This is a genomic window from Micromonospora sp. NPDC051543 (assembly GCF_044454415.1).
GTDB lineage: Bacteria > Actinomycetota > Actinomycetes > Mycobacteriales > Micromonosporaceae > Micromonospora.
Map to the genome: position 1 here is coordinate 28883 of NZ_JBITDT010000017.1, position 23265 is coordinate 52147.

At 71.8% G+C, this 23265-nt stretch carries 16 protein-coding genes and 1 tRNA gene; 4 read left to right on the forward strand and 13 right to left on the reverse strand.

From position 1 onward, the window contains the following. Positions 1-125: 125 nt before the first annotated feature. From rho to argS, 9 genes are all read right to left on the reverse strand, one after another. Positions 126-2243 carry a transcription termination factor Rho gene (gene rho / locus ACIA3K_RS26260; protein WP_396804328.1) on the reverse strand — a complete coding sequence of 706 codons (2118 nt, stop codon included), beginning with the start codon at positions 2241-2243 and terminating at the stop codon, positions 126-128. Between the two features lie 295 nt (positions 2244-2538). After that, positions 2539-3483, reverse strand: a complete 945-nt coding sequence (gene thrB, locus ACIA3K_RS26265) for a homoserine kinase (RefSeq protein ID WP_396804329.1) — start codon at positions 3481-3483, stop codon at positions 2539-2541. Positions 3484-3548: 65 nt separating this feature from the next. Further along, a complete protein-coding gene (locus ACIA3K_RS26270) occupies positions 3549-4793 on the reverse strand; it encodes an MFS transporter (protein WP_396804330.1) in 1245 nt (414 codons plus the stop codon). 11 nt (positions 4794-4804) lie between these two features. Next, on the reverse strand, positions 4805-5620 hold the full coding sequence (locus ACIA3K_RS26275) for a polysaccharide deacetylase family protein (RefSeq protein ID WP_396804331.1): 816 nt from the start codon (positions 5618-5620) through the stop codon (positions 4805-4807). 152 nt (positions 5621-5772) lie between these two features. Continuing rightward, positions 5773-9054: an efflux RND transporter permease subunit gene (locus ACIA3K_RS26280; RefSeq protein ID WP_396804332.1), complete on the reverse strand. Its 3282-nt coding sequence runs from the start codon at positions 9052-9054 to the stop codon at positions 5773-5775. Positions 9055-9172: 118 nt separating this feature from the next. Beyond that, positions 9173-10222, reverse strand: coding sequence for a threonine synthase (gene thrC, locus ACIA3K_RS26285; protein WP_357398825.1), 1050 nt, complete (start codon positions 10220-10222; stop codon positions 9173-9175). A gap of 158 nt (positions 10223-10380) precedes the next feature. After that, positions 10381-11691, reverse strand: a complete 1311-nt coding sequence (locus ACIA3K_RS26290; protein WP_396804406.1) for a homoserine dehydrogenase — start codon at positions 11689-11691, stop codon at positions 10381-10383. A gap of 8 nt (positions 11692-11699) precedes the next feature. Further along, positions 11700-13085 carry a diaminopimelate decarboxylase gene (lysA, locus tag ACIA3K_RS26295; protein ID WP_396804333.1) on the reverse strand — a complete coding sequence of 462 codons (1386 nt, stop codon included), beginning with the start codon at positions 13083-13085 and terminating at the stop codon, positions 11700-11702. Position 13086: 1 nt separating this feature from the next. After that, positions 13087-14751, reverse strand: a complete 1665-nt coding sequence (argS, locus tag ACIA3K_RS26300; protein WP_396804334.1) for an arginine--tRNA ligase — start codon at positions 14749-14751, stop codon at positions 13087-13089. Positions 14752-14849: 98 nt separating this feature from the next. On the opposite strand from argS, the gene ACIA3K_RS26305 reads away from it, so the two are divergent. The 4 genes from ACIA3K_RS26305 (at position 14850) to ACIA3K_RS26320 (ending at position 17498) form a co-directional block, all read left to right on the forward strand. Next, on the forward strand, positions 14850-15650 hold the full coding sequence (locus ACIA3K_RS26305; protein ID WP_357133916.1) for a DUF3105 domain-containing protein: 801 nt from the start codon (positions 14850-14852) through the stop codon (positions 15648-15650). 8 nt (positions 15651-15658) lie between these two features. Then, entirely contained in the window at positions 15659-16327 is a 669-nt protein-coding gene (locus tag ACIA3K_RS26310) for a DUF305 domain-containing protein (protein WP_396804335.1), read from the forward strand. Positions 16328-16641: 314 nt separating this feature from the next. Continuing rightward, positions 16642-17334: a winged helix-turn-helix domain-containing protein gene (locus ACIA3K_RS26315; RefSeq protein WP_355052838.1), complete on the forward strand. Its 693-nt coding sequence runs from the start codon at positions 16642-16644 to the stop codon at positions 17332-17334. Positions 17335-17426: 92 nt separating this feature from the next. After that, positions 17427-17498: transfer RNA gene (locus ACIA3K_RS26320), tRNA-Arg, on the forward strand. A gap of 338 nt (positions 17499-17836) precedes the next feature. Here ACIA3K_RS26320 and ACIA3K_RS26325 read toward each other — a convergent pair. The 4 genes from ACIA3K_RS26325 to ACIA3K_RS26340 all read right to left on the reverse strand — a co-directional run bounded on the left by ACIA3K_RS26325 (position 17837) and on the right by ACIA3K_RS26340 (position 23262). After that, on the reverse strand, positions 17837-20218 hold the full coding sequence (locus tag ACIA3K_RS26325) for an ATP-binding cassette domain-containing protein (protein WP_396804336.1): 2382 nt from the start codon (positions 20216-20218) through the stop codon (positions 17837-17839). A 35-nt stretch (positions 20219-20253) separates the two neighbouring features. Beyond that, positions 20254-20703, reverse strand: a complete 450-nt coding sequence (locus ACIA3K_RS26330) for a helix-turn-helix transcriptional regulator (protein ID WP_396804337.1) — start codon at positions 20701-20703, stop codon at positions 20254-20256. A 103-nt stretch (positions 20704-20806) separates the two neighbouring features. Beyond that, the gene (locus ACIA3K_RS26335; RefSeq protein ID WP_396804338.1) at positions 20807-21766 is read right to left on the reverse strand and encodes a DNA polymerase domain-containing protein; all 960 of its coding nucleotides are present in this window, start codon (positions 21764-21766) and stop codon (positions 20807-20809) included. Beyond that, complete coding sequence (locus ACIA3K_RS26340; RefSeq protein WP_396804339.1) at positions 21763-23262, reverse strand: MFS transporter; 1500 nt, start codon at positions 23260-23262, stop codon at positions 21763-21765. The genes ACIA3K_RS26335 and ACIA3K_RS26340 overlap by 4 nt, the downstream gene beginning before the upstream one ends. Positions 23263-23265 lie beyond the last annotated feature (3 nt).

Here is a 23265-nt window from a genome sequence, read left to right on the forward strand (position 1 = left end):
GGGGATGCATACCCCGCCGCGGGGGGGCCCCCGGGGGGGTCTGGGGTGTGCGTGGGGGGGTTTTGGTGGTGCGGGGCGCCCGCACCGCCCCCGCCTCTCCTCGTCGGTCGGTCACCGACGGAGGGTCACTCCCCCGGCGTCGACTTCGCGATCTGCATCAGGAACTCGATGTTGGTGCGGGACTGCTTGAGGCGGTCCAGCAGCAGGTCCATCGCCGCCTGCGAGTCCAGCGAGTGCAGCACCTTGCGGAGCTTGTGGATGATGGCCAGCTCCTCGGGCGCGAGCAGGACCTCTTCCTTACGGGTGCCGGACGGGTTGATGTCGATGGCCGGGAAGGTCCGCTTGTCGGCGATCTTCCGGTCCAGCTTCAGCTCCGCGTTACCGGTGCCCTTGAACTCCTCGAAGATGACCGTGTCCGCCATCGAACCGGTCTCCACCAGCGCCGTGGCGATGATGGTCAGGGAGCCGCCGTTCTCGATGTTGCGGGCCGCGCCGAGGAAACGCTTCGGCGGGTAGAGCGCGGTGGAGTCGATACCACCCGACATGATCCGGCCGCTGGCCGGCGCCGCCAGGTTGTACGACCGACCGAGCCGGGTCACCGAGTCGAGCAGCACGACGACGTCGTGCCCCAGCTCGACCAGGCGCTTGGCCCGCTCGATGGCCAGCTCCGCCACCGTGGTGTGGTCCTGCGGCGGACGGTCGAACGTGGCCGCGATGACCTCGCCCTTGATCGACCGCTGCATGTCGGTGACCTCTTCGGGCCGCTCGTCGACCAGCACCACCATGAGGTGGCACTCCGGGTTGTTGCGGGTGATCGCGTTGGCGATCGCCTGCAGCACCATCGTCTTACCCGCCTTGGGCGGAGACTGGATGAGTGCCCGCTGGCCCTTGCCGATCGGCATGACCAGGTCGATGACCCGGGTGGTCAGGATGTGCGGCTCGGTCTCCAGCCGCAGGCGCTCCTGCGGGTAGAGCGGCGTGAGCTTGTAGAACTCGGGCCGACGCCGCGCCTCCTCCGGCTCCATTCCGTTGATCGTGTCCAGCCGCATCAGCGGGTTGTACTTGTCCCGCCGCTGGTCACCGCTGTTGCCGCCCTCGCGGGCCGCCCGCACGGCGCCGGTGATCGCGTCACCGCGACGCAGGCCGTACTTCTTGATCTGGGACATCGAGACGTACACGTCGTTCGGGCCGGCCAGGTAGCCGGTCGTCCGTACGAAGGCGTAGTTGTCGAGCACGTCGATGATGCCGGCCACGGGGACGAGCACCTCGTCCTCGCCGACCTGCGGCTCACGGCCGCCGCCGGTGTCCCCGCCGGTCTCGCCGCGCTCGCCACGACCACGCCGACGGTCCCGGAAGCGGCTGCGCCGGCCACGCCGACCGCCGCCCTCGCCGTCCTCGTCGTCGCTGTCGCGCTCGACGCGCTCGACGCGCTGACCACGGTCGTTGCGGTCGGCGCGCTCCGAACGGTCGTTGCGGTCGCCCCGATCGTTGCGGTCGTTGCGCTCGCCCCGCTCGGCACGATCGCTGCGGTCGTTGCGCTCGGCACGCTCGCCCCGCTCGGAGCGCTCGCCCCGATCGTTGCGCTCGGCCCGCTCGCCCCGATCGTTACGGTCGCCCCGCTCAGCACGGTCGCCCCGCTCAGCACGCTCGCCCCGGTCAGCACGCTCGCCCCGGTCGTTGCGGTCGCCCCGCTCGTTGCGCTCGGCACGCTCGGAGCGGTCGTTGCGCTCGGCCCGGTCGCGGCGGTTCTCGCCACGCTCGGACCGCTCGCCGCTCTCGACCTCGTCGGTGCGGGCCTCGGCGCCACGCGGCTCGGAGGTGCTGACCTCGGAGGTACGGGCCTCCGCGGCAGCGGTCCGGCTGCGCCGCGAACGACCGCGGCTCTCGGTCTCGGTGGCCGGCTCGGCCGGCGCCTGGTCGGTGCTGCGACCCTCGGCCGCCGGGCGGTCCACGGTCTCCCGCACCTCCTCACGGGCCGGAGCGGCCGCCGCGGCGACCTCGGCCCGCGGTCGAGGGGTTCCGGCGGCGTTGCCGCCCTGCCGCTCGGAGATCGCGGCGATCAGCTCACCCTTGCGCATGCGAGCAGTGCCGGAGATGCCGAGCGACGCGGCCAGGCTCTGCAGCTCTGGCAGCAGCATCGCCGACAGGCCGGTACCGCTGCGCCGACGACGGGCGGGAGCGGCAGCGGTGGCATCGCCAGCGACGTTGGAAACATCCGACGTCACGTCGGTGGTGTCGCTCAATGGATTCCTTCCCTCGATAAGGCCGGGACTGCCCGGAGTCGGAGCTCAGGTGGCCGGGCGGCCTCGGTTCACCCGCCTCGCAAGGACGCGTCGCGGGAGTCTGTGACACAGCAGCCGGTGGTTTCCCGACCCACCAAACGTCGGTGGGTAGGTCTCGCCGTCTGCGGCGACCTGTGGAAACTGCGGTGCGGCGTGGGCCTTGGCAGGGGTGACGGGCTGACCGCCGAGAGCTTCGGGGGTGTGCCGCCCCGCAGGAGATCGCGTGCTTCGCGGCTGTGCTAGGTCTAGAGCGTAATCAACTCTTCCGACCTGCGGCAACAGGGTCCCGCTCGGCGTGTCCCAGTCTACCCCGGGCGACCCGGGCACCGCTGACGTCTATCGGTAACTTCCAGATCTGCCAGTCTGTTCCCGTGTCGAAGCCCGCTGGCGGCTCGCCGAACGCCAGCACACTCGGCCCGGCCCCGGAGACCACAGCCGCCACACCCGTCTCACGCAGCGCGCTGACCAGCGACGATGTGCCCGGCATCCCGGCCGCGCGGTAATCCTGGTGCAGCCGGTCGACGGTGGCCGGCAACAGCAGCGCCGGCTCCGTGGTGAGCGCGTGCACCAGCAACGCCGCCCGTCCGGCGGTCAACGCGGCGTCGGCGTGGGGCACGGTGGCCGGCAGGGCCGCCCGCGCGGTCGCGGTCAGGCCGCGTTCGGAGGGCACGAAGACGGTCGGCCGTACGGCGTCGGCGACCGGCAGGGACACCGCACGAGCGCCGTCCGGCTCGGTCCAGGCCAGCGTGAAGCCGCCGAGCAGGCACGGCGCGACATTGTCCGGATGGCCCTCGATCTCGGCGGCCAGCCGGAGGAGAGCCGGCTCGTGCAGCCGCTCTTCGCCGTCGGCGACCAGGGCACGGGCCAGCAGCACCCCGGCCACGATGGCAGCCGACGACGAGCCGAGGCCGCGCGCCTGCGGTATCCGGTTGACGCACTCCACGCTCAGGCCCGTGGGCTGCGCGCCGAGGACGTCGAACGTGGCACGCATGGCCCGCACCACCAGGTGCTGATCGTCTGCCGGCAGCTCACCGGCGCCCTGACCGGTCACCGTCACCTGGACCCCGCCGGACGACACCTCGGCGGCCAGGTCGTCGTAGAGCCCGAGGGCGAGCCCCAGCGCGTCGAAGCCCGGACCGAGGTTGGCGCTCGTCGCGGGAACCCGGACCCGGACCGGCCCGGCGGTGAAGTTCGTCGGCACGCGCCCATGCTAGGCGTCGGCACCGACGATTCGGCCGCTCGCCCGCACCATGGGACCGCCGGATCTCAGCTCGCCGGGTCGGGGACCGGTTCGGCGGACGGGTCGGTCAACGAGAGACGACGGGTGGCGATCCGCCAGCCGACCGCGTACACGACGGTGACCAGCCCGCAGCCGGCCAGCACCACCCGCTCGTCCACCACGTCCACGACCAGGGCCACCGCCAGTTGACTCACCGAGATGGCCAGCGTCGCGAGCATCATGTCGGTGGCGAACACGCGTCCGCGCAGCCGGTCCGGCACCTCGCCCTGGAGGGCGAAGTTCGACATCACCCAGTTGCTGCCGCCCGCGAAGTGCGCCACGAACACCAGCAGCAGCACCAGCGGGAACCAGCGGACGACCGACACACCCACATAGGACAGACCGTAGAGCGACATGGACAGCGCGAGCCCGGGCAGCAGCCAGGCCCGGTTGGTCAACACCCGACGCATCAGGATGGGCCCGACCAACGCACCCGCGCCGCGTACCGCGAAGAGCAGACCCGCGCCCAGCGAACCAACCCCGTACACGCCGGCGAGCAGCGGAAACACGGTCAACACCCCGTTGCCCAGGCCGACCGCCGACTTGACCGTCACCAGCGCCAGCACCCGAGGTCGGTGCCCGATGTAGCCGAGCGCCTCGCGGACCGCCGACCAGGTCCGCTGCGCCGGCAACAACGGGTCGCGGGCCATCTGCAACGGCCGGCGGATCCGCGTGGCGAGGCCCGCGGCCAGCGCCAGGCCCGCCGCCGCCACCCAGAAGCAGGCGTACGGGCCGGCGGCCGAGCTGAGCACTCCACCCAGTGAGGCGCCCACCACCGTCATGGTGCCCCAGGCCGAGCCGGCCACGGCGTTACCGGCGGCCAGCTCGTGCGGCTCCAGCACGTTGGGCAGCGCGGCCTGCGCGGCGGGCGAGTAGAACGCCTTGGCGACGGCGACAGCCCCGATCGCCACCAGCGCCAGCCAGGCCGTGCCACGGTCGCGCACACCGAGCAGCAGCAACACACCGGCCAGCGCGGCCACGTTCGCGACAATCATGATCTTGCGCCGATCGAACCGGTCGGCGATGGTGCCGGTGTACGGCAGCAGCAGCGCCACGATGCCGGTGTCCACCGCCAGCACCAACGCGCCCCAGACGCCGCTTCCCGTCAGGTGGGGCAGCAGCACCAGCAGCGGCACCATGACGAACCAGTCGGCTCCGAAGACCACCAGCTCGGCCAGGAAGAGGTTGCGGAAGCTCCGATTGCCGGTAAGGACCGAAAGGGTGGACGCCACGGACCGGCACCCTACCCGGTGGGTGTGGGGGCTACACCCGCTCCCAGCAGCGACGAGACGGTGACGAAGCTGTATCCGCGCTCCCGGAGCCCGCGAATCATGTCGGGGAGGCCGCGCAGCGCGACCAGGCGCCGCCGCTGACCGACGTCGTGCCCGAGCAGGATCGTCCCGGGCCGGACGCCGTCCACGATCCGGCGGGCATGACCGGCCGGGTCGTCGGGAAACTCCCGCTCCACCATCTGCAACGACCAGAGCACCAGCCGGTAGTTCAACCGGGCGGCCGCGTGCAGCACCGCCCCACCCAGGTGACCGTACGGCGGGCGGACCAGGCGGGGGGCCCGGCCCGTCACGTCGGTGATCACGTCGTGGGTGCGGCTCAGGTCGTCGTACGCCTCGGCGGCGTCCAACTGGGCGAGGTCCCGGTGCGCCCAACTGTGATTGCCCACCTCGTGCTCGCCGAGCCGGTCGCGTACGAGATCGGCGTGCTTACGGACCTGGCTGCCGACCAGGAAGAACGTGGCGGGCACCCGGTGCTGGGCGAGGGTGTCCAGCACCATGGGCGTCCACTGTGGCGCCGGGCCGTCGTCGAAGGTGAGCGCGACCAGCCGCTGGGTGGTCGACACCGACCAGACGACCGGCAGGACGCCTGCGCCGACGTCCTGCGCCCCATTGCCGACGGTGGCGCTGGCCGGGCCGCCGGCGAGCGGCAGCCGCCGGTGGCTCAACCAGACGTCCGTGACGCCCGCCCCGGCGGTCGCTCCGGCCACCACCAGGGCGCTTCGGCGCAGCAGGTCGCGCCGGGACCACCCGCGCCCACCCTCGCTCATCCGCCTGCCCCGCTCATCACCGCCGACATCTACCAGGAGTATGCAAGACGTGACGCGAAGCCGAGGTCAGGTCGTTCGATCGGTGTGGGCTACAAAGAGCAGCGCCCCCGACAGGAAATCCTGCCGGGGGCGCTGCCCGCGATGTCGGTCGACTACTCGGTCGGCTCCGACGGGGGCAGCGGCGACCTGCGGCTACGGGGCAGCCGCAGCACCTCGAACTGGTCCGTGCCGTCCACCAGCGCACCGGACGGCGCGGGGCGCGTCGCCGAGGGCTGCGCGCTCTCGGCCGGCGCCGCCGCCGGTGCGCCCGACGGCACCGCCACCTGGTTCGGACCGTCCGGCTCGACGTTCTCCGACCCGCTCGGCACGGCGTCGCCGGAGCGCCGCCGATGACGCCGCTCCCGCAGCGACTCCTTGGTGTGCTCCACCATCGAGTAGAGCGTCGGCACCAGGACCAGCGTCAGCAGCGTCGAGCTGAGCAGGCCACCGATCACCACGACCGCCAGCGGCTGCGAGATGAAGCCACCCTCGCCGGTCAACCCGAAGGCCATCGGCAGCAGGGCGAAGATCGTCGCGACCGCGGTCATCAGGATCGGTCGCAGCCGACGCCGGCCGCCCTCGACCACCGCCTCCTGGACTCCCATGCCCCGCGCCCGGTACTGGTTGATCAGGTCGAGCAGCACGATCGCGTTGGTCACCACGATGCCGACCAGCATCAGCACACCGATCAACGCCGGCACGCCCAGCGGCGTACCGGTGATCAGCAGCAGACCGATCGCGCCGGTGGACGCGAACGGGATGGAGATCAGCAGGATCAGCGCCTGGGTGAGGCTGCGGAACGTGGCCACCATGATCAGGAACACGATCGCGATGGCGACGAGCACCGCCAGGCCCAGGTCGCCGAAGGCGTCCGACTGGTCGGCGCTGACGCCACCGATGGTGAAGGTCGCTCCGGGCACGTCGATGCCGTCGAGCCGCTTCTGCAGCTCCTTCGTGGTCGCGCCCAGGTTGGAACCGGTCGCCGCGCCGGTCACCGAGACACTGCGCTCACCGTCGATCCGGGTCACCTGCTGCGGCCCCTCGGCCTGCGTGACGTCCGCGATGTCGTCGAGCTTCACCGGCCCGACCGGAAGGGCGCGCAGCTCCTCCACCGACACCGGAGCGGTGGCGCTCAGCCGCAGCACCACGTCCTGCTGACGCCCGTCGAGCGCCACCTGACCCAGCGGAGCGCCACGGAACGCCTGTGAGACGAGCTGACCCACGGCGGCTTCGGTGAGGCCGACCCGACCGGCCGCGACCCGGTCGACGGTCACGTCCACCCGCGGCACGCGCGCGGCGAGGCTCGTGGTGACGTCCTCGACGTCCGGGACGTCGTCCATCGCCGTACGGGCCGCCTCGGTGGCGCGGGTCAGCACCTCCGGGTCGCTGGCCTGGACGATCACCTCCAGCTGGCTGGTCGACGCGTCCTGGCCACCGCCGAAGCTGACCTCGCCCACGCTGGTGCCGAGCTTGTCGAACTCCCGGCGCAGCTCCTCGCGTACCTGCTTGGCGTCCTTGTCGCCGCCGAGCGCCAACGACCAGCTCGCGACGTTGTTACCGCCGCCGCCCGCCCACGGCGTGTCGCCGCCGCCGGCCGTCACCTGGTACGTCTCGACCCCGTCGATCCGGCCGAGGACCGCCTCGACCTGCTTGGCCGCCGCGTCGGTGGCGGCCAGGCCGCTGCCCGCCGGCAGCTCCTGCCGGAAGCTGAGCGTGTCCTGCCCGGAGTCGTCCAGGAAGTTCGTCTCCAGCTTCTGCGCCAGCCCGAAGGTGGCGAAGAGCACCAGCAGGCCGAGCCCGACGGTGATCCAGCGGGTCGACCGCTTACGGGTGGCGAAGCCGATCACCGGCAGGTACGCCCGCTGCAACGGGTTGTGCAGCTCCTTCTCCTCCGCGTCACGACGCACCGCCTCGTCGTCGACGGTGCCGCCACGCGGCTTGAGGAACCAGTACGCCAGCACCGGGATCACCGTCAGCGAGACCAGCAGCGAGGCGAGCAGGGCCACCGTCACGGTGATCGCGAACGGCGCGAAGAGCTGCCCCACGAAGCCGCCGACCAGCGCGATCGGGGCGAACACCGCGACCGTGGTGAGGGTGGACGCGGTCACCGCGCCGGCCACCTCACGGACGCCGGTGATGATCGCGTGCTGCTTCTCCTCGCCGTACTCCAGATGGCGTTTGATGTTTTCCAGCACGACAATCGAGTCGTCCACCACCCGGCCCACCGCGATGGTCAGCGCGCCGAGGGTCAGCAGGTTGAGCGAGTAGTCGCCGATCCAGAGGGCGATCAGCGCCACCAGCACGGAGAGCGGGATGGAGACCGCGGTGACCACGGTCGAGCGCACCGACAGCAGGAAGACCAGGATGACGATGACCGCCATCACGAGGCCCAGCAGACCCTCGGTGGTCAACGACTCGATCGACTTCTCCACGAACGGCGCCTGGTCGAACACCACCGTCAGGTCCGCGCCGGAGGCGTTCTTCAGGTCGGCCAACCGGTCGCGGATCTCGTGGGAGATCTCCACCGCGTTTCCGTCCGGCGAAGCGGTGACGGCGATACCGAGGCTGTCCTTGCCGTTGGTCCGGGTGATCGCGGTGGCCGGGGCGAGCTGCTGCTCGACCGTCGCCACGTCACCGAGGCGCACCGGCGCCGCGCCGGGCGCGACGATGATGCCGCGCAGGTCGTCCACGGTGGCGACGGGCGTTCCGACCTGCACGGGTAGGGCCAGACCCCCGGAGGTCACCGCGCCGGCCGGGATGGAGACGCCATTGGTCTTCAGGGCGGTGCCGATCGCGGTCGGCGCGAGCTTCGCCGCGGCCAGTTTCGCCGGGTCCGGGGTGACCACCACGACGTCGTCGCGGGTGCCGGTCACCTCGACCGTACGGACGCCCTCGATGCCCTCCAGCTCCGGCACCACCGTCGCGCGCAGCTTCTCGGCGAGCGCCCGCTCGTCCGCGCCGCCGGCCGCGGCCAGCACCACCGCCGGCAGGTCGTCGGTGCTGCCCGCGATTACCTGCGGGTCGACGCTGTCCGGCAACTGGGAGTCGATCCGGCTCAGCGCGGTCTGCATCTTGTTGACCACGTCGTCCAGGTCGGTGCCGAACTCGTACTCGACCTGGACCGTGGCCGACCCCTCGCGGGACGTGGAGGTGACCTTGTCCAGCCCCGGAATGCCCTGCAGGGCGTTCTCGATCGGCTCGGTCACCTGCGACTCGACGATCTCGGGTCCGGCGCCGGGGTAGGCGGCCACGATGAACGCGGCCGGGAACTCGAGCGACGGCAGCAGTTGCTGCTTCAGCGACGGCACGGCGAACGCTCCGAACGCCGTGGTCACCACCGCGATGAGGGCGACCAGCCCTCGGTTGGCGAGGCTGAATCTGGCGAGCAGCGACATCGGCCTGGCTCACTCCTGAAAGAGAATGCGGGCGGGGATACCTGAAAGTGTGCCGGACTCGATCACCGGAACCCCCGCCGCCCCCAGGGGCGGCCCACCGCCGGCGGCGGCGACGCCCTCAGGCCAGGTCGAGGGCCCGGGCCGCGGCCAACGGATCGTTGCCGATGGTGAGCGGGGCGGGCGCGGTGGAGATCGCCCACTCCGGGTCCTTCAGGCCGTGACCGGTCACCGTGCAGACCACCGTCGAACCGGCCGGCACCGCGCCCGCCGCGGCCTGCTGGAGCAGGCCGGCCACGCTGGCCGCGCTGCCCAGCTCGACGAACACGCCCACCTCACGGGCGAGCAGCCGGTACGCCGACAGGATCTCCCGGTCGGTCACCGCCGCGATGAGGCCGCCGGAGGCTTCCCGCGCGTCGAGCGCCTTCGTCCAGCTCGCCGGGTTGCCGATCCGGATCGCGGTGGCGATGGTGGATGGCTCCGGCACCACCTGGCCGGTCACGATCGGCGCCGCGCCGGACGCCTGGAAGCCGTACATCTTGGGCGCGCGGGTGGTGACGCCGGCGGCCTGCTCCTCCGAATACCCCATCCAGTACGCGGAGATGTTGCCGGCGTTGCCGACCGGCAGGCAGTGGATGTCCGGCGCGTCGCCGAGCGCCTCGACGATCTCGAAAGCGGCCGTCTTCTGCCCGTGCAGGCGGTCGATGTTGACCGAGTTGACCAGCGCGACCGGGTGATCCTGGGCGAGCTTGGCGGCGAGCGCCAGGCAGTCGTCGAAGTTGCCGCTGACCTGGAGCAGCTTCGCCCCGTGCACCAGCGCCTGGGCCAGCTTGCCCAGCGCGATCTTGCCCTGCGGCACCAGCACCGCGCAGGTCAGTCCGGCCCGGGCCGCGTACGCCGCGGCGGAGGCGCTGGTGTTGCCGGTGGAGGCGCAGATGATCGCCTTGTTGCCGGCCTCGACCGCCTTCGACACCGCGAGGGTCATCCCCCGGTCCTTGAAGGAGCCGGTCGGGTTGGCCCCCTCCACCTTCAGGTAGACGTCACAACCCAGCCGGGCCGAGAGCACGGGCGCCGGCAGCAGCGGGGTGTTCCCCTCGTGCAACGTGACGACCGGCGTGGCCGCGGTGACGGGCAGCCGATCCCGGTACGCCTCGATCAGACCCCGCCACATGTCGCTCTCCTCGCCTCTCCGTCGCCGGACGACCCGAGCCTCTACCGCTGCGCCGACCCGAACACCCGGTCACCCTGGACCACCCTGCCGCAGCCATCGATGGCACACCCCGGGTAACCCACCTGGCGGGACACCCGCACCCCCGATGGTCCAACGAGTCAGGCGCCGCCTTCGACCCGCAGCACACTCGTCACCGACCGGACGATGTCCAGACCGCGCAGCTCGCCGACGGTCGCGGCGAGCGCGGCGTCCGGTGCCACGTGGGTGACGATGACCAGCTCGGCGTCGCCGTCGCGGCCGGGAGCGCCACCGGCCGAGCCCTGGCGCACGGTCGCGATCGACACGTCGTGCCGGGCGAACACGCTCGCCACGGCGGCCAGCACACCCGAGCGGTCGGCCACGTCCAGGCTCACGTGGTAGCGGGTCAGCGCCTCGCCCATCGGCCGCACCGACAGGTCGGCGTACGCGCTCTCGCTGGCCGCGCGGACACCGGCGAGCCGGTTGCGGGACACCGCCACCACGTCGCCGAGCACCGCGCTGGCGGTCGGCGCGCCGCCGGCGCCCCGGCCGTAGAACATGAGCTGCCCGGCCGCGTCCGCCTCGACGAAGACCGCGTTGAACGCGTCGCCGACGCTGGCCAGCGGGTGGCTGCGCGGGATCATCGCCGGGTGCACCCGAACGCTGACCGTCTCCTGACCGGCCGCGTCGACGCCCCGGGCCGCGATGCAGAGCAGCTTGATCGTGCAGCCCATCGCCTGGGCGCTGGCCATGTCCGCGGCGGTCACCTCGGTGATGCCCTCGCGGTGCACGTCGGCGGCGCCGACCCGGGTGTGGAACGCCAGCGAGGCGAGGATCGCGGCCTTGGCCGCGGCGTCGAAGCCCTCCACGTCGGCGGTGGGGTCGGCCTCGGCGTACCCCAGCTCGGTGGCCTCCTCCAAGGCCTCGGCGAAGCCGGCGCCGGTGGCGTCCATCGCGGACAGGATGAAGTTGGTGGTGCCGTTGACGATGCCGGTGACCCGGTTGATCCGGTCGCCGTGCAGCGACTCGCGCAGCGGGCGCAGCAACGGGATGGCGCCAGCAACGGACGCCTCGTAGTAGAGGTCCCCGCCACCCTCGGCGGCCGCCTCGTGCAGCGCGACGCCGTCCTCGGCGAGCAGCGCCTTGTTGGCGGTGACCACGCTCTTGCCGGCGCGCAGCGCCTCGACCAGCCAGGTCCGGGCCGGCTCGATCCCACCGACGACCTCGATGACCACGTCCACATCGTCGCGCTTGATCAGCCCGAGCGCGTCGGTGGTGAACAGGCTCTCGTCGATCGGCAGGTCACCGCGGTCGCGGCCGAGTCGGCGGACGGCGATGCCGGCGATCTCCAGTGGAGCGCCGATGCGGGCGGCCAGGTCGGCCGACTGCTCGTGCAGTAGTCGGACCACCTCCTGGCCGACCGTGCCGCAGCCGAGCAGAGCCAAGCGCACAGGTGACGTCATCCCACATCCAATGCCAGCAGGTCCTCTTCGGTCTCCCGCCGGACGATCAGGCGTGCCTGGCCGTCACGTACCGCGACGACCGGCGGCCGGGGCACATGGTTGTAGTTGCTGGCCATGCTCCGGCAGTACGCGCCGGTGCCGGGCACCGCGACAAGATCTCCGGGCTGCACGTCGGCGGGCAGGAATTCATCCTTCACCACGATGTCCCCGGACTCACAGTGCTTTCCCACCACGCGGGCGAGCAACGGCGCCGCGTCCGAGGCGCGCGAGGCCAGGGTCGCCGAGTACGAGGCGTCGTAGAGCGCGGTACGGATGTTGTCGCTCATCCCGCCGTCGACGCTTACGTACGTCCGGATGCCGTCGAGGTCCTTGACCGTACCGACCTCGTAGAGGGTGAACACGGCCGGCCCGACAATGGCCCGGCCCGGCTCGATCGACAGGTGGGGCACGGCCAGGTTCTCCGCCGCGCACTCCGAGTCGACGATCTTGCGCAGCCGCTTGGCCAGGTCCTGCGGGGTCGCCGGGTCGTCCTGGGTGGTGTACGCGATACCGAAACCGCCGCCCAGGTCCAGCTCGGGCAGCTCCACCCCCCGGGCGTCGCGGATCTGCGCCTGCAGGGCGAGCACCCGACGGGCCGACACCTCGAAGCCGCTGGCGTCGAAGATCTGCGACCCGATGTGCGAGTGCAGACCGCGCAGCTCCAGCACGTCCTCGTCGAGGATCTTGAACGCGGCGCTGGCCGCCGCACCCCCGGCCAGGGAGAAGCCGAACTTCTGGTCCTCGTGGGCGGTCGCGATGAACTCGTGGGTGTGCGCCTCGACGCCCACGGTGACCCGGACCAGCACCCGGGGGCGGACGCCGCGCTCGCGGGCCAGCGCGGTCAGCCGGTCGATCTCGGTGAACGAGTCGACGATGATGCGGCCCACCCCGGCGTCGAGCGCCCGGCCCAGCTCGGCGGCCGACTTGTTGTTGCCGTGGAAGCCGATGCGCTCCGGCGGCATCCCGGCCGAGAGCGCGGTGGCCAGCTCGCCGCCGGTGCAGACGTCCAGGTGCAGGCCCTCCTCGGCGATCATCCGGACCACCGCCCGGCAGAGGAACGCCTTGCCCGCGTAGTAGACGTCCTCGGTCGGGAAGGCCGCCCGGAAGTCGCGGCAGCGCGAGCGCAGGTCGGCCTCGTCGAGCACGTACACCGGGGTGCCGAACTCGGCCGCGATGTCGCGGACGCTCAGGCCCGCGACGGCGACCGCGCCGTCCGCTCCGCGTGCCACGCTGCGCGGCCACAACGCCGGCACGAGGGCGTTGACGTCGACCGGGGTACGAAGCCAGGCCGGCCCCTGGTTGCTGATGTCGGCGTGCAGCGCACCGGCCTCGTGAGCCCGCATGTCACATCCTCTCGGGGGCGGAGACGCCGAGCAGGTGCAGACCGTTGGCGATCACCGTGCGGGTGGCGTTGTTGAGCCACAGCCGGGCGCGGTGCAGGTCGGTGACCTCCTCGTCGCCCAACGGCAGCACCCGGCAGCTGTCGTAGAACCGGTGGTACGCCTGGGCGACGTCCTCCAGGTAGTGCGCCAGCCGGTGCGGCGCGCGCAGCTCGGCGGCCGCGGCCACCACGGCCGGGAACTCGGCGAGCGCCTTGAGCAGCTCGTTCTCCTTCTCGTGCTCGAGCAGCTCGGGGCGGAACGCGTCGGCGTCGCCCGGAACCAGGCCCACCTCGGCGGCGTTGCGGGCCACGCCCGCCGTCCGCGCGGCCACGTACTGCACGTAGTAGACCGGGTTGTCGCGGGTCGCCCGCGTCCACAGCTCGATGTCGATGTCGATCGGGGAGTCGCTGGAGTAGCGGGCCAGCGCGTACCGCGAGGCGTCCACGCCGATCGCCTCGACCAGGTCTTCGAGGGTGATCACCGTGCCGGCCCGCTTGCTCATCCGCATCGGGGCGCCGTCGCGCAGCAGGTTGACCAGCTGCCCGATGAGGATCTCCAGGTTGCGCTCCGGGTCGTCGCCGAAGCAGGCCGCCATCGCCTTCATCCGGCCGATGTAGCCGTGGTGGTCGGCGCCCAGCATGATCACGACCCGCTCGAAGCCGCGCTCCCGCTTGTCCAGGTAGTAGGCGCAGTCCGCGGCGAAGTACGTCCACTCGCCGTTGGACTTGCGCAGCACCCGGTCCTTGTCGTCACCGAAGTCGGTGGTCCGCAGCCAGGTCGCGCCCTCGGACTCGTACAGGTGCCCCTGCTCGCGCAACCGCGCCAGTGCGAGATCCAGCTCGCCCCGGTCGTGCAGGTCCTTCTCGTTGAAGTAGGTGTCGAACTCCACGCCGAAGTCCCGCAGCGACGAGCGGATCTCGTCGAACATCAGCGCGACACCCTCGACGCGGAACACCTCCTGGGCGGCTGCGTCGTCCAGGTCGAGCACGTCGGGCCGGCGGGCCTGCACCTCGGTGGCGATCTCCGCGATGTACGCGCCGCCGTAGCCGTTCTCCGGCACGGCCTCGCCCTTCGCGGCGGCCAGCAGCGACTGGGCGAACCGGTCGATCTGCGAACCGGCGTCGTTGAAGTAGTACTCCGTGCCGACGTCGGCGCCGGTGGCCCGCAGCAGCCGGCTCAGCGCGTCGCCGACGGCCGCCCAGCGGACGCCGCCGATGTGCACCGGGCCGGTGGGGTTGGCCGACACGAACTCCAGGTTGATCTTCTCGCCCGCGAGCCGGTCGCTGCGGCCGTACTCCGCGCCGGCCTCGACGATCACCCGGGCGAGCTGACCGGCGGCGGCGGCGTCCAGCCGGATGTTGAGAAAGCCCGGCCCGGCGATCTCCACCGACTTGATCCCGGGCGCCCGACCCAGCTCGTCGGCGAGGGCGCTGGCCAGCTCACGCGGCGGGACGCCCACCTTCTTGCTCAACTGCAGAGCGAGCGTGGAGGCGTAGTCGCCGTGCTCGGGGTTGCGCGGTCGCTCCACCACCGTGCGCTCCGGCAGCGCGGCGTGATCCAGGCCACGGTCGGTGAAGACGGCGTGGGCGGCGGTGAGGACGACCGAGGCGAGTTCTGCAGGAGTCACCCAACCATGTTATCGGGGGTAGACTCGGGCACTCGGCGGCTACCCTGCGCGTCAACCGGCCCGCCATCTCCCCTGACCGACCGACTTGACGAGGCACGATGAGCATCAGTACCCCGGGTGGCCCAGAGCGCCGCCCGACCGTGGTCAGCACCGGCAAGAAGCCGGCCGCGGGCCGGCCGGCGCCCGGCGCCAAGGCCGGTTCCGGCAAGCCGACAGGCTCCCCCCGGGCCGGTGGCAAGGGCCCGCGCAAGCCGGTCGCACCGGTCAAGGTGAGCCAGGGCCGGGCGTGGGGTCCCATCGCGCTCTTCGTCGCGGTGGGCGTGCTCGCCGCCGGCATCATCGGGTACGGCGCCTGGGCGGCGGTCCAGGGCTCCAAGCCGTGGGACAAGCGGGCCAACGCCATCGACGGCATCACCAACATCCGCAAGTCCGACCCGGAGAGCCTCAAGTACGAGGCGCACAAGGCCGGCCCGCTGACCTACAAGTACTCGCCGCCCGTGGGTGGCGTGCACAACGCGGCGTGGCAGAACTGCATGGGCGACGTGTACGACGCCCCGATCGCCAGCGAGCACGCCGTGCACAGCCTGGAGCACGGCGCGGTGTGGATCACCTACCGCCCGGACCTGCCCAAGGACCAGGTCGACAAGCTCGCCGGCAAGGTGCGTGGCGTCGAGAAGATGCTGATGAGCCCGTACGAGGGCCTGGACAAGCCGATCTCGCTCCAGGCGTGGGGCTACCAGCTCAAGGTCGACAACGCCGACGACAAGCGGATCGACGACTTCATCAAGGACCTGCGGGTGAACGCCTCGGTCGAGGGCCCCACGGCGCTCTGCAACCAGGGCGTCACCGCCACCGGCACCACGCCGCGTGAGCTCCAGCAGCAGCCGCCCACCCAGTAAGGACCTCGATGACAGCCCCCACCACCACGGACAGCGAGTACGACGAGACCCAGGCCGCCCCGGAAGAGGACGGCCGGGCGCCGGCACGGCGCTACGGGCTGCTCGCGTTGACCGCCCTGCTGGTGGTGGGGCTGTTGCTCGGGTACGCCGGCGGTCTGCTCACCCCCCGGCTCACCCGCCCCGGTGACGCCTCGGTCGAGGCGGGCTTCGCCCGGGACATGACGACCCACCACACCCAGGCCGTGGAGATGAGCCTGATCGCGTACCGGTCGGCGACGCTGCCCGAGGTCCGCCAGATCGCCGTCGACATCGCCACCGGCCAGCAGGGTGAGATCGGCGCCATGCAGACCTGGCTGCGCGAGTGGGGGCTGAGCCCGACCGGCTCGCAGCCGCCGATGTCGTGGATGTCCGACGGCGCGGCGGTCAAGGACGGGCTGATGCCGGGCATGGCCACGCCGCAGCAGATGGCCGCCCTGCGCGACGCCAAGGGCATCGAGGTCGACCGGCAGTTCCTGACCCTCATGTACAACCACCACCTGGGCGGGATCCACATGATCGACGCGGCGCTCGCGGAGACCGACAACGCCGAGGTGGTACGCGTGGCCGAGACCATGAAGTCCACCCAGCAGTCCGAGCTGAACAACCTCCGGCAGCTCCAGGCGCAGGCCAAGGGCTGATCCACTCCACGGGCGCACCGGGCCCGCGTCACCGCCGCACCTCGGCGGGGCGCGGGCCCGGCCCGTATCCGGCCGCCACCCCGGGGCGCCGCGCGCGGGCTCGATGATCGACTCGGTTTCCTGCAAAGAGGGCTGTCGGCACAACCGGGACGCCCCGGCTTCCAAGATCCCGAGTCGATCACCTCCCGAAGCCTCCCTATACGTGCCGGTTAGTCCGTTATTAGCGTTTAGCGCTGGACGGGCGATTACGTTGCTTAGAGAGTTTTCTCCACACATATCGTGACCAGTTGTGATTCGGGCTCGTTGCCCAAGACGTGGGGGTTGCACTCAGAGACGCACGGCGCTCGGTCACCAGTTGGTGCCGACGCCACACCATCGGCGGTGACGGGGCGGTGGCAGCCGTCCGTCGCGGACAGCGGCAGGGCGAGCCGGGAATGCTCAGCCGCGAGCAGGAACTCGAACTGATCGACACACTCCGGGGCGTCCACCCCGACGAGTTCGGCCTGGACGAGGAGCTGTGGACGCGGCAGAGCCTCACCACGCTCATCCAGCGCCGGTTCGACCTTCCGCTGGACGTGGGCGCCGTCGGGGCGTACCTGCGGGCCTGGGGGTTGGGTCCCCGCGAGCCGCGCGAGCGGGCCTGCGGGCTCTGCGTCAGCGCGGTCGAACGGTGGGTACGCAGCGAGTACCCGGCGATCACCCGGACCGCCCAGGAGCACCTCGCCGAGGTCTACTGGATCGGGCGGGTACGACTGCGCGGCACGATGCCGGCCGCCGACGTGATCTCCGCCGTGTCGTCCCGGGGTCGGGTGCGCTTCATGATCACGACGCCGACGGTCGACCCGCCGCTCCCCCGCGACTTCGTCCTGCGACTCAGTGGCGAGGAACAGCGCACCGTGCACCTGATCGTGGACGGGTCCTGGCCCCGCAACGAGTGGCCGCGCCGCCTGCCCCGGCGGATCGTCCTGCACCCGCTGCCCAGTTGCGGACGGGCGGTCGCGGCCTGAGTACCGGGTGGGCCGGTCGCCGACACGATCGGCCCACCCGATACCGATTCGGCGTACGCGGAGGAGGTTTGCTAGTCTTCTCCAGTCGCTGAGCCCCCGTAGCTCAGGGGATAGAGCACCGCCCTCCGGAGGCGGGGGCGCAGGTTCGAATCCTGCCGGGGGCACAAGCTTTCGCGCTCCATGTCCGCTGAGAAGCGCGGACCTGGGGCGCTTGTCATTTCTGTCCCGGGGCCGAGCCCCGGACCCCACGCTCCCGGTGCCGGCTCGCGTCGAACCGTGCCCGCTCCCGGACCCCACGCTCCCGGTGCCGGCTCGCGTCGAACCGTGCCCGCTCCCGGACCCCACCTGCCCCACCGCGCCCCGCCCCAGGCCCCGAACCCCTCGACTCCGCGATCTTGCAGTTTCGGTTGTCGTTTTGGGTGAGATGCGCGTTTTGTCGCCACCGAAAGTGCAAGATCGCGGAGAACCTGGGGACGCGGGCGCGAGGCGGGGCGGGGCGGGGTTAGGCGTTTACGTACTTGGCTAGGTGTTCTCCGGTTAGGGTGCTGCGCGCCGATACCAGGTCTGCCGGGGTGCCTTCGAAGACGATTCGGCCGCCGTCGTGACCGGCGCCCGGGCCGAGGTCGATGATCCAGTCGGCGTGCGCCATGACGGCCTGGTGGTGCTCGACGACGATCACCGACTTGCCGTCGTCGACGAGCCGGTCCAGCAGGCCGAGCAGTTGCTCCACGTCGGCGAGGTGCAGGCCGGTGGTCGGCTCGTCGAGGACGTAGATGCCGCCCTTCTCGGCCATCCGGGTGGCCAGCTTGAGCCGCTGCCGCTCGCCGCCGGACAGGGTGGTCAGCGGCTGGCCGAGGCTCAGGTAGCCGAGCCCGACGTCGACGAGCCGGTCGAGGATGGCGTGCGCGGCCGGCGTACGGGCCTCGCCCGTGCCGAAGAACGCCTCCGCCTCGGTCACCGACATGGCGAGCACCTCGCTGATGTCGCGGCCGCCGAACCGGTACTCCAGTACGGACGCCTGGAAACGCCGCCCCTCGCACTCCTCGCAGGTGGCGGCGACACCGGCCATCATCCCCAGGTCGGTGTAGATGACGCCGGCGCCGTTGCAGCCGGGGCAGGCACCCTCGGAGTTGGCGCTGAACAGCGCGGGCTTCACACCGTTGGCCTTGGCGAACGCCTTGCGGATCGGCTCGAGCAGGCCCGTGTACGTCGCGGGGTTGCTCCGCCGGGAGCCACGGATCGCGCTCTGGTCGACCGACACCACACCGTCGGTGCTGGACACCGAGCCGTGGATCAGCGAGCTCTTGCCCGAACCGGCCACGCCGGTGACCACCACGAGCACGCCGAGCGGGATGTCGACGTCGACGTCCCGCAGGTTGTGGGTGTTCGCGCCCCGCACGGCGAGCGTGCCGGACGGTGTACGCACCGACGACTTCAGCGCGGCCCGGTCGTCCAGGTGCCGCCCGGTCAGGGTGTCGCTGGCGCGCAGCCCCTCGACGGTGCCCTCGAACACCACCTCACCACCGCCGGTGCCGGCGCCCGGACCGAGGTCGACGACGTGGTCGGCGATGGCGATGGCCTCCGGCTTGTGCTCCACGACCAGGACGGTGTTGCCCTTGTCGCGCAGGCGCAGCAGCAGGCCGTTCATCCGGGCGATGTCGTGCGGGTGCAGCCCGATCGTCGGCTCGTCGAAGACGTACGTGACGTCGGTGAGCGACGACCCGAGGTGGCGGATCATCTTGGTGCGCTGCGCCTCGCCACCGGAGAGCGTGCCGGACGGCCGGTCGAGCGACAGGTAGCCGAGCCCAATCTCCTCGAAGGAGTCGAGGAGGTGTTGCAACCCGCTGAGCAGCGGCGCGACCGACGGCTCCTGGATGCCCCGGACCCAGGCCGCGAGGTCGCTGATCTGCATGGCGCAGACGTCGGCGATGTTCTTGCCCGCGATCTTCGACGAGCGGGCCTCGGCGCTGAGCCGGGTGCCGTCGCAGTCGGGGCAGGTCGTGAACGTGACCGCCCGGTCCACGAAGGCACGGATGTGTGGCTGCAACGTGTCGATGTCCTTGGAGAGGAACGACTTCTGGATCTGCGGGATCAGGCCCGAGTACGTCAGGTTGATGCCCTCAACCTTGATCTTGGTCGGTTCCCGGTGGAGCAGGTCCTGAAGCTCCCGCTTCGTGTACTTGCTGATCGGCTTGTCCGGGTCGAAGTAGCCGCAGCCCCGGAAGATCCGCCCGTACCAGCCCTCCATGCTGTAGCCGGGGATCGTGATCGCGCCTTCGTTGAGCGACTTGCTGTCGTCGTACAGCGCGGAGAGGTCGAAGTCGGTGACCGCGCCCATCCCCTCGCAGCGCGGGCACATGCCGCCCAGGCGGTTGAAGGTCGCCTTCTCGGTCTTCGTCTTGCCCGCGCCGCGTTCCACGGTGATCGCGCCGCTGGCCCGGACCGACGGGACGTTGAAGGAGAAGGCGTTCGGCGAGCCGATGTGCGGCTGCCCGAGCCGGCTGAACAGGATGCGCAGCATCGCGTTGGCGTCGGTGGCGGTGCCGACGGTGGAGCGGGCGTTGGCCCCCATCCGCTCCTGGTCGACGATGATCGCGGTGGTGAGGCCGGCCAGCACGTCGACCTCGGGCCGGGTCAGCGTCGGCATGAAGCCCTGGAGGAAGGCGCTGTAGGTTTCGTTGATCATCCGCTGCGACTCGGCGGCGATGGTGCCGAACACCAGCGAACTCTTACCCGAGCCGGAGACACCGGTGAACACCGTGAGGCGGCGTTTCGGCAGCTCGACCGTCACGTCCTTGAGGTTGTTGACGCGAGCGCCCTGCACCCGGATCAGGTCGTGGCGGTCGGCGACGTGTGCCGCGGGCGAGTCCGCTGCCTTGCTCATCGTCTCTCCATCTGCTCGGGTGGGCGGGGCCCCGGTCACGCTAGAGGTGGCCGCGTGACCTGCGCTTCTCGATTCCTGATGGGTCTGGTGACCTGCTTCGCCGTACAGGACGGCAGCCCGGCGGTCGACAGCGCCGCCTCCCGGCGGTAGGTGCTGGGGGGCATCCCGACCAGTTCGGTGAAGCGGGTGCTGAAGGTGCCGAGCGACGAGCAGCCGACCGCGAAACATACATCGGTGACGCTCATGTCACCACGACGCAGCAGGGCCATCGCGCGCTCCACGCGCCGGGTCATGAGGTAGCTGTACGGGGACTCACCGTAGGCGAGCCGGAACTCCCGGCTGAGGTGCCCCGCCGACATGTGGACGCCCCGGGCGAGCGCCTCGACGTCCAGCGGCTGCGCGTACTCCCGGTCGATGCGATCGCGGACGCGACGCAGCCGCGCGAGGTCGCTGAGGCGCTGGCTCTCCGTGGATCGGCTGGTCACCCGGAAAATCGTGCCACAGAACCCCGACAAGAAAGGACCGCCGGACGGCCGAGCCGGACCCGAGCCGCGTGGCGGCTGTTGGGGCAGTCGTCGGGGCGTACCGTCAGGTGGTTTCGCGGCGGGCGCGGGCCCGGCGCTTGCCCTCGTGCATGGCCTGGACGCGGGCGACCGGGATGGCGCGGCCCTCGGTGACCAGGTCGGCGGGGATCTGCTGGGGGTCCGGCAGCCGCGCGACCCACGGGTCGGTCCCGGCGAGCAGCGCCGGAACCGTCCGGATCGTGAAGTCCGCCGGGGTCACCTGGGTCAGGTCGGCCCAGTCGACCGGGAAGGAGACCGGCATCCCGGGCCGCAGTCGCGGGCTGTACGCGGCGACGACCGTCGCCCCGCCGGAGCGGGTGGCGTCCACGAACACCTTCCCGCCCCGGTCCTCGCGGATGTACGCCGTCGTGGCGAGCGCCGGGTCGAGCCGTTCGGCGCGGACGGCGAGTGCCCGGGTGGCGGCGGCCAACTCCTCGGCGGTGGCCTCGCCCGTGACCGGGACGAAGACGTGCACGCCCTTGGCGCCGCTGGTCTTGACCGCTCCGACCAGGCCGGCGTCGGCGAGCGCCTGGCGGACCAGCAGGGCCGCGTCGACCGCCGCCCGGAACCCGTCGCCCTCGGGCGGGTCCAGGTCGAGCACCAGGTGGGTCGGTCGGTGCAGGTCGGCAACCGTGGCCAGGGTCGGATGGTACTCGACCGCGCGCTGGTTGGCGAACCAGAGCAGGGTCCGCCGGTCGTCGCAGAGGGCGTACGAGATCTCCCGGTGCGACGCTTCGGCCCAGACCGGCGTCCGGCGTACCCAGTCCGGGGTGTAGCGGGGCAGGTTTTTCTGCATGAACGGCGGCTGGCCGGGGCGGACCCGGATCACCGACAGCGGCCGGTCCCGGAGCTGCCCGAGGATGGGCTCCCGGACCGCGTCGAGGTAGTCGACGAGGTCGCGCTTGGTCGCGTCGTCACGGTCGGACAGCGGCTGGTCCAGGTTGGTCAGGGCCACGCCGTCTCGGGTCTCGTCAGCCTCACTCACCCGATCACCCTCGCGGCCTCGGCGTCCTCGGTCAACCGGACGCGGCGCTTCGACCCCGAACGATTGCGCGGCCCGCCGTCGCCGGACCGCCCGGCGGCCGACCGCCGCGGCCCGGTGACCAGAGCCACCAGCAGCGCGGCGAGCACCAGGGCGGCGGCCACCGCGAACGCGACCCGGTAACCGCCGGCCAGCGCGGCCGCCTCGGCCTGACCGGCGGCCCGCAGGCCGTCGCTGCGGGCCGCCGCGAGGGTCGCCAGCGTCGCCAGGCCGAGCGCTCCCCCGACCTGCTGGGTCGTGTTGGCCAGACCGGAGGCGAGCCCGGCGTCGGTGTCGGTCGCGCCGGCCATGGCCAGCGTGGTGACCGCCGGCAGGGTCAGGCCGCCGGCCACCCCGAAGATCAACATCGCCGGGAGTACGTCGGCGACGTAGCCACCGTCGGCGGACAGCCGGGCGAGCACCAGGAAACCGACGGCGGCCAGGCCGAGTCCGGTCAGCAGCACGGTTCGGGCGCCCCAACGGGCGATCAGCCGACCCGCCAGGCCGAGCGACACCACCGCGATCACCACGGGGGTGGGCAGGAAGGCCCAGCCGGTCGCCGCCGCGTCCAGCCCGAGCACCAGTTGCAGCTCCACGGCGAGCAGGAACTGGAAGCCGAAGTACGCGGCCACCATGAGGAACTGCACGGCGTTCGCCGCGAGCAGACCGGGCACGCGCAGCAGTCGGGCCGGCAGCAGCGGGGTGGACGCCACGCGCTGGCGTACCGCGAAGCCACCGAGCAGCAGCACGGCGAGCGCCATCGCGCCGAGGGTTCGCGGGCTGGTCCAACCGTGCTCACCCGTACCCACGATGCCCAGCACGGCCGCCATCAGGCCGGCGGTGGCGAGCACGGCGCCCGGCACGTCGAGGCCGGCCCGCAGGCCGATGCCCCGCTCGGCGGGGAGCCGGCGGACGGCGGCGACCAGGATCGCCGCCCCGATCGGGAGGTTCACCAGGAAGATCGAGCGCCAGCCGGCCACCTCGGTCAGCACTCCCCCGGCCACCGTGCCGACGGACGCGCCGGCCGCCCCGGTGAAGCTGTAGACGGCGATGGCGCGGGCCCGCTCGGCCGGCTCGGGGTAGAGCCGGACGATCATGCCGAGGCTCACCGCCATGGCCAGCGCGCCGCCGACGCCCTGGGCGAACCGCGCGCCGACGAGCAGGGCCGGCCCGCCGGCCGCCGCGCAGGCCGCCGAGGCCACGGTGAACAGCGCGACGCCGGCCAGGAAGACCCGGCGTCGGCCGAGCAGGTCACCGAGACGGCCGGCGAGCAGCAGCAGCCCGCCGAACGCCACCAGGTAGGCGTTGACCACCCAGGCCAGCCCGGCGGCCGTGAAGCCCAGGTCGCGTTGTACGGCGGGCAGCGCCACCGACACGACACTGCCATCCAAAATGATCATGAGAGTGCCGGCGCACAGCACCAGCAGCGCCGGCCAGCGGGACGGGGTCGCTCGGTCCACGGA

Bases quoted from the DNA above. Each gene is read 5' to 3' on its own strand.
- ACIA3K_RS26275 (WP_396804331.1), bottom strand. From the start codon at position 5,620: ATGAGCGAGGGTGGGCGCGGGTGGTCCCGGCGCGACCTGCTGCGCCGA.
- ACIA3K_RS26325 (WP_396804336.1), bottom strand. From the start codon at position 20,218: ATGAGCAAGGCAGCGGACTCGCCCGCGGCACACGTCGCCGACCGCCAC.
- lysA (WP_396804333.1), bottom strand. From the start codon at position 13,085: ATGCGGGCTCACGAGGCCGGTGCGCTGCACGCCGACATCAGCAACCAG.
- thrC (WP_357398825.1), bottom strand. From the start codon at position 10,222: ATGTGGCGGGGTCTGATCGAGGCGTACCGGGATCGGCTGCCCGTCACC.
- ACIA3K_RS26280 (WP_396804332.1), bottom strand. From the start codon at position 9,054: ATGTCGCTGCTCGCCAGATTCAGCCTCGCCAACCGAGGGCTGGTCGCC.
- ACIA3K_RS26305 (WP_357133916.1), top strand. From the start codon at position 14,850: ATGAGCATCAGTACCCCGGGTGGCCCAGAGCGCCGCCCGACCGTGGTC.
- ACIA3K_RS26310 (WP_396804335.1), top strand. From the start codon at position 15,659: ATGACAGCCCCCACCACCACGGACAGCGAGTACGACGAGACCCAGGCC.